This window comes from uncultured Enorma sp. (assembly GCA_905210055.1).
In the GTDB taxonomy this organism is placed as follows: domain Bacteria; phylum Actinomycetota; class Coriobacteriia; order Coriobacteriales; family Coriobacteriaceae; genus Enorma.
The window spans coordinates 1-7,548 of record CAJLVH010000095.1; the positions used below are offsets into that span (position 1 = coordinate 1).

At 62.0% G+C, this 7,548-nt stretch carries 4 protein-coding genes; all 4 read left to right on the plus strand.

Going from position 1 to position 7,548, the window contains the following annotated elements; translation table 11 throughout:
- Positions 1-104: 104 nt before the first annotated feature.
- Positions 105-578 carry a hypothetical protein gene (locus QZ079_RS06690; RefSeq protein ID WP_297036741.1) on the plus strand — a complete coding sequence of 158 codons (474 nt, stop codon included), beginning with the start codon at positions 105-107 and terminating at the stop codon, positions 576-578.
- Positions 579-761: 183 nt separating this feature from the next.
- Entirely contained in the window at positions 762-2,600 is a 1,839-nt protein-coding gene (typA, locus tag QZ079_RS06695; protein WP_297036744.1) for a translational GTPase TypA, read from the plus strand.
- Positions 2,601-2,850: 250 nt separating this feature from the next.
- Entirely contained in the window at positions 2,851-3,639 is a 789-nt protein-coding gene (locus QZ079_RS06700) for a metallophosphoesterase (protein WP_297036747.1), read from the plus strand.
- Positions 3,636-7,548 (plus strand): metallophosphoesterase (locus tag QZ079_RS06705; protein ID WP_297036750.1); only part of this gene is annotated, 3,913 nt, incomplete at its 3' end. The genes QZ079_RS06700 and QZ079_RS06705, both read left to right, overlap by 4 nt.

Genomic DNA, 7,548 nt, shown 5'->3' on the forward strand with positions numbered 1-7,548 from the left:
GGGTACGTTTGTGTCGTTTTCGACACAAACGTACCCGTCCCCAAAGTGACGCGACCAGAGCGCGCTGGTATACTCGCAGCGTATACGGTTTAAGGAGGCCAACTATGGCTGCACATGCGAACGAAGTGAACGCCGGCGCGGTGTCGCCCGAACTCGACGAGATGGTTTGCGACCTGATTGGCTACATGCTCGACGAGCTTGCTGAAGGGCGCGACCCGGGCGTGCTCGCGTGTGCCGAAGATGCCGGGTCGGGACGTATCGATGCCGCGTTCACCGAAGACGGCGAGGAAGCCTGTCTCGAGGCGGCGCAAGCATTCATCCGCGATAACGCACGCGGCAACCGCGAAGAGGGGTTGGGTGCCATCGAGCGCTACGCCATTGCCTATGCGGGAGCCGTACGACTCGAGAGCCGGTATCAAGATGCCGTGCTCGTGAGCTTCTATGAGTGCGGGCTCCACGATGAGGACGGGGCTCCTACGGGATATTCGGCATATGTGCTCTTCGAGGGCGCGGGCGATGAAGAACAGTTCGCGTGGAGTGACCCCGAGCCCGCCGGGGAAGAGCCGCCGCTCATTTAGCTGCGGTATTTGCGCGGGCCGGTGCCGCTTGCCTGGCTGCCAAAATGGGACTCGGTAGAAAGTTTATGGGTGCCGTGGTTATCGATGGCACGTTGCGCTCGCAGGGCTGCCGTTTAGCGATATAATCTGCTAGTTTGCCGAACACTGCTAGCGTTTTTTCATTCGTTGTGCAAAGGAGCACCAATGCGCGTCGAGAACCTGAGGAACATCGCCATCATCGCCCATGTCGACCATGGTAAAACTACGCTCGTAGACAAACTGCTGCGCGCGACGGACGCGTTCCGCGCCAACCAGCAGGTCGAGGACCGCGTGCTCGACTCGAACGACCAGGAGCGCGAGCGCGGCATCACGATCCTCGCCAAGAACTGCTCCATCGAGTACAAGGGCGTGAAGATTAATATCATCGACACCCCCGGCCACGCCGACTTCGGCGGCGAGGTGGAGCGCGTGCTCAAGATGGCCGACGGTGCCCTCTTGCTCGTCGACGCATTCGAAGGCCCCATGCCCCAGACGCGCTTCGTGTTGCGCCACGCCATCGACACCGGCCTCAAGATCATGATCGTGCTGAACAAGATCGACCGCCCGGGTGCCGACCCCGATCGCGCCTACAACGACTGCCTTGACCTCATGGCCGATCTTGGCGCTACCGACGAGCAGCTCGACTTCGCCATGGAGCATGTGGTGTACGCGAGCGCGGTGAACGGCTACGCGCGCCTCGATCCGGCTGCCGACGGCGACAACATGTACCCGCTGCTCGACATGATCGTGCACGAGATGCCCGCGCCCGAGGTTGACGAGACGGCGCCGCTCGCCATGCAGTGCATGACCATCGATCATTCCAGCTACGTGGGACGCATCGGTATCGGTCGCGTGTTCTCAGGCACGATTCACGACGGCGACACGATCCTCGTGGTGAAAAACGACGGTTCCAGCTCTACGGCGACCGTGAAGCAGCTCTTCACCTTCGACTACCTCGGTCGCACGGAGTGCCAGGAGGTGCAGGCGGGTGACATCGCCGCTGTGGTGGGTATCGAGCGCACGGACATCGGCGATGTGTACACCGATCCGGAGAACCCGGTGCGTCTCGACCCCATCGAGATCGATCCGCCTACGCTTTCCGTCGTATTCGAAGCCTCGACCTCGCCGCTCGTTGGTCGCGACGGCGACATCGTAGGTGCGCGTCAGCTTAAGGAGCGCCTCGAGCGCGAGGGCGAGAACAACGTGACCATGCGCATCGAGGAGCTCGAGGATAAGAGCGGCGTCGAGGTCTCTGGTCGCGGCATCTTGCACCTTTCCGTGCTCATGGAGACCATGCGCCGCGAGGGCTTCGAGTTCCAGGTGGGTCGCCCGCGCGTGCTCATCAAGACCGACGAGCACGGCAACAAGCTCGAGCCCGTCGAGCAGGCCGTGGTGGAGTGCCCAGAGGAGTACTCAGGCAAGGTCATCGAGGTGTTCGGCAACGCTGGCGGCACCATGGTGAGCATGCACACCGGTACCACGGTGACGCACATGGAGTTTCGCATCCCCACGCGCGGCGTCATGGGCCTTAAGAACCGCATTCTGAACGTGAGCCATGGCGAAGCCGTGTTCTACCATACGTTCCTCGAGTACGGTCCCTATGCAGGCGAGCTCGGCGGCCGCAACAATGGCGCCATGATCTCCATGACGACCGAGAAGGCCGTCGCCTACGCCCTCGGCACGCTGCAGGAGCGCGGTCAGCTTTTCGTTGAGCCGGGTACCGAGTGCTACGAAGGCATGATCGTGGGCGAGCGCAGCAAGCCGGGCGACATGGTGGTGAACATCGCGCGCACAAAGAACCTGGGCAACCAGCGTTCCTCGACGGCGGACATCGCCGTGCAGCTCACGCCGCCGCGCACGTTCACGCTCGAAGAGGCGCTCGAGTACATCACCGACGACGAGCTTGTCGAGGTCACGCCGAAGAACATCCGCCTGCGCAAGCGCATCCTGAACGCGACCGATCGCAAGAAGGCCGCCGTCCGCGCCGGCCTGGTGAAGAAGTAAGGCGAGCAACCAAAGCGTTTGCAGAGGTTGACCCAATTAGGGACAGGTGCATTTTGGGACATCGTGCGCGGGCGTCGGATGTCCCAAAATGCACCTGTCCCTAATTGGGTCACCTCGCATGCAGGTGATCTGCGTCCTTACTAAACCATGACGATGGCTTACGGCAACCTGAAACCGTTCTGATGCTGCACTCCTATCCTAGTTCCGATTCATGCTGACTCGCGCTGGCGGCGCGATAGAGGGGAGCATCATGGCGGTGTCTGGTATCAAGGCTGTGCTGCGGCGGCTTCGGGTGGTTGCGGGTAGAGGAGGCGCGCGCCTTGCGGTTGTGCTTGCACTCGTCGTTGCCACGCTTTCCGCGGTGTATCCGGCTTCAGCTCGGGCTGCGGGCGATGTGTCCTTGCAGCCGGTCGACGGCTTCACCTTCGGCGTAATGAGCGATCCGCACTACTTCCCAGCTGAGTATCAGGGGACGCGCGCCGAAGCCTACCAGAATCAAACCTCGGGCGACCTGCGCCTCATGGGCGAGAACGAGGCGCTTACCACGGCGGCGGCCGACCAGATGATTGCAGAGGGCAATCTTCCGAGCGTGCTGCTCGTTACGGGCGACCTCTCGAGTGAGGGCGAGCAGGCGAGCCACGAGGGTTTTGCCGAACAGATGGCGCGTCTACAGGATGCCGGCGTTGCGGTGCTCGTAATCCCGGGCAACCACGACCTCTACAACGACAGCGCCATGACATTCCAAGACGACACGCAGGTACGCGACAACGGAACGGGCGAGCTCTACACCACCGAGGCAGAGTTCCGCGAGATCTACGCGACTATGGGCTACGACGAGGAGGCCACGAAGGCCGCTTCCAATGGCGCCATCGAGAGCATCGATTACTACAAGCCTGTGAGTAACGGCGAGGTCGCAGATTGCCAGGGCGGCCTCTCCTATGTGGCGCGCACGAATGCCGGAGTGGCCTTCTTGATGATCGACACCGAGGTCTACACTTCAACGGCCAGGGCAAGGCTGCCGGTAGCGGTGGCGGTATGATGTCGGACGAGCTGCGCGCCTGGGTGAAGTTCGAGGCCGCGAAGCTTACCGAAGAGGGCTACACCATCATCGCCGGCGTACACCACCCGGTGCTCAACCACCAGACCACGGCGGAAACCGAATTCATCACCGATCGCATCGACGTCCAGAGCGGCGAGGGGACTGCCAAGGACAACTCCAACATCATCGCCACGGAGCTCGCCGACGCGGGCATCCACTACGTGTTCTCTGGCCACATGCACGAGAACGACGTGGCGAGCTACACCACCGCGGCGGGAAACACCATCTACGATATGGAGACGGGAGGCCTGTGCGCCTACCCCTCGCCGTATCGCCTGGCGGACGTGACCACCACCGAGGCGGGCGAGATCTCCCTGAGCCTGCAGAGCGTCAGCGTGAAGCAGGCACCCATGAACCAGAAGCTCGACGCGCCCAACGGGGAGCTCGTCGATACCGAGCCCGTGGATGTGCAAGAGTACGAGCGTAACGCCATGTACGGCGATCGCGAACCCGCGGAAACCGGTGAGTCCTTCATCACGCGCCTCGTCATGCGCTATGCGGCGCGCTACCTCGACCAGCTCGTGGATATCCCCGGCGCGCTCCAAAACATTGCGGGCATCGACCTCTACGACCTGCTCTTCAACAGCTTGCTCCCGAGCGTCTTGGGCGAGCCCCTCACGCTCGATCTAGGCGGATCGATCGGGGTCATCGAAGTTTCCTACGATACGGCAGGTGTCCACCTGAACCCCACGAGTGGCCTTGCGGGGGTTCTGAGCAGCTACACCGTGCGTTCCGAGGACATCCAGACCGAGGTGCAAAGCGTCCTCGACCAGATTGAGGCGAACTATATCGCGAACGGTCGCTTAGAGCAGGAGATTTCCGCACTCCTGGAGAACGTGGGTGACGTGAACCTGCTGAACCCCGAGAACCCCGTCGACACCTCGGGCAGGTGCTATACCCTGCGCCAACTGCTTCAGGATATGTTCCAGCGCCATAATTCGGGCGAAGATGCAGAGCCGATGTCCGCGGAGATGCAGGAGGCGCTCGAGAACCTCGCGTCGAGCCCCATCTTGCAGCGCAAGGTGGAGCAGGTGCTGAGCGAGGTGCTCTTCCCGCTCATCGATGAAGTGCTCGCCAACACGCACATCAACCTCGACACGCTCTTCGGACGGAACGTCCTGTGGAGCACCGCGATCGAGGCGGTTATCGGCGCGGGCAGCAATCCGAGCATTGCGCAGGTGCTCGACAAGTTCGGGCTCGACCTCACGGGTGAGGGCGGCGTGCTCCAAGGGCTCATCGACCAGTATCTCACGGCAAGTGTGTATAACCAGATCGGCGGGCTCGTGAACGCTATGGTGAGCGGGTTCGCCGCAGACGGTGACGGCCTCGACGACGTTGTGGACGGCGAGGCGGTCGTACTCGAGGCGAGCATGAACCCCGAGGCCAACCCCACGCAAGAAAACGGAGCCTTGCCGAGTCAGGTGAGCATGTCGCTCGATGCGGACGGCGAGGCACACTCTCGCAACTTCAGCTGGTATACCTCGACGGATATCGAAGGGTCTGATGTCCAGGTCGTCTCGGCCGAGGGCATCGAGAGCGCCGATGACGCGGCGACCGTTATGGAAGCCGGCGGAGAGGGCGTGACCTCCGCGAGCGGTGCCACGCAGGTTGCCAACAAGGCCAAGGTGACGCTCAATCTCATTCTCATCACGAACTACGAGATTGTGCAGGAGAACCGCCACACCGCGACGGTCGAGGTGCCCGCGGGCGATTTCTACTACCGTGTTGGCGATGCCGGGCGCGGGTTCTGGACGGAGCCGGTGTTCGTCGACGGCGATGCCGAGGATGCCGATGAAGGCTATACGGCTATCGTGGTGGCAGACTCGCAGGGCGCTTCGCAGGCAGATTACGATGCGTACGAGCAGGTGCTTGCCGAGGCAGAGGAGAGCACCGTCGACGAGGCGTTCGCCATCCACCTGGGCGATATGGTGGACGATGGCGCCAACGAGAACTATTGGAACTGGCTTATGAACACGGACGCCTCCATGGCGGTGGCGACCATGCCGGTTGCTGGCAACCATGAGGCGCGCCAGGACGACGACGCGCTTGAGAACGCCGTGGCTGCGCACTACAACGTCGACATCCCCGAACAAGACACCTCGACGGGCATCTACTACTCGTTCGTATATGGCGACGTGACCTATATCGTGCTCAATACGAACGACGGTGATAGCGCGGTGGGCCAGGCGCAGCGTGAATGGGCTGCCGGCGTGGCCGACTCCGCCGAGACGACGTGGAAGGTTCTCATCACCCACAAGGCGCCCTACTCCAAGGGATCTCACCAGAATGACGCCGATGTTGTCGCGCTGCGCGGCTGGCTCAATACCTTCTGTACGCAGTACGACATCGACCTCGTACTCTCTGGCCATGATCACACCTACATGCGTACGCCGGCGCTTTCGAACGGCGCCGAGGTCGAAGCGACCACGACGACCGCCGTGGATAGCGAAGGCAACGAGTACCAAGCGCTCGTGAACCCATCGGGCACCACGTTCGTGATCCCGTCGACTTCGGGTTCCAAGTACTACGATATCGTGGAGAACGACCTGCCGTGCGAGGTGTCCTGGCAGGGATACCAACCTGTTTGGTCGACGCTCAAGATCGAGGGCGACGCGCTCTTCTGGCAGAGCTATGCCTATGACGCCTCGTCCAACACGAGCGCGCTCATCGATTCCTTTGCCATCGCGAAGGATGATAACCTCACGCCTGCCGAGGAAGTCATGCGCTTGATCGAGAAGCTGCCGGATCCCGATGCGGGTTCCGAGGACATTCTCGCTGCGCAGCAAGCCATCGAAGAGGCGCGCGCCGCGTACGAAGCGCTCGAGGAAGCCGATAAGGAGCAGGTGAGCAATCTCTCCAAGCTCGAGCAGCTCGAGCAGCTCGAGCAGCTCGTTGAGGTCTATCAGGACATCGCGGGCAAGGAGACCGTCGACCTCTCGACCGGCATCTATTACGACGGCCAGAATGATGACGAGGGTCAACGCCGCGAGGCCTTCAAAGAGGCCATCTCCAATCCCGAGGTGGGAACGATCATCCTGCCCGGCGACTACTCGACGGCGATTGGCGAGTACAGCGGCAACACCTTGAACAACCAGTACTACACGGTCGATCACAACGTGGTGATCAAGGCGGCGGACGGCACTCAGGGCTTCGCCGATCTGCGTCGCTGCGGCTTCATCGTCACGGACGGCGCGACGCTCGTGCTCGAAGATGTCAAGCTCCAGGCTTGGCAGAAGAAGCCGTTCATCGGCAGCACGACCCCAATGAACATGATTCGGGTCGAAGACGGCACGCTGATCGCCAACGGCAACACATCGGTGCTCGTGAACCGCGATAACGGCTCCACGGATGGGTTCAAGGACGAGAGCTGGCGTGGGCACGCCATCATCGTGGGTAACCCCGATAACAGCTCTGCAACCGGCGAGCGCGCAGTGTATCTCAACCTAAGCGATTCCGGCACCATCTCCGGCCTGCGCGATTCGGTGGTGCAGCATGCCGCAAGCTCGAGCGCGGACGACCATGTCTACATCAACGGCGGCACGTTCAACACCATCTACAGCGGCAACAGTTCGGTGAACCTGTCCTGTGGGCTCGATATCACCGGCGGTACCTTCACGAAGGTGACGTCTTATGGCGACCTTGCCGTCGACGGCGGCACGTTCAACGGCGGGAGCGTGGATTACCCCATCTGGATGGGCGATGGAGCGAACCTCTATATCGGTGACGTCGAGGGCATCTCCGCTGGTACGACCGGCAAGCTGTTCCATGTGACGGGCGAGCTCCACATAGCCGACGCGGCACTTTCAAAGCTGTCGGGCACGAGCCTTGCGATTGAGGCGGGGCAGGGGA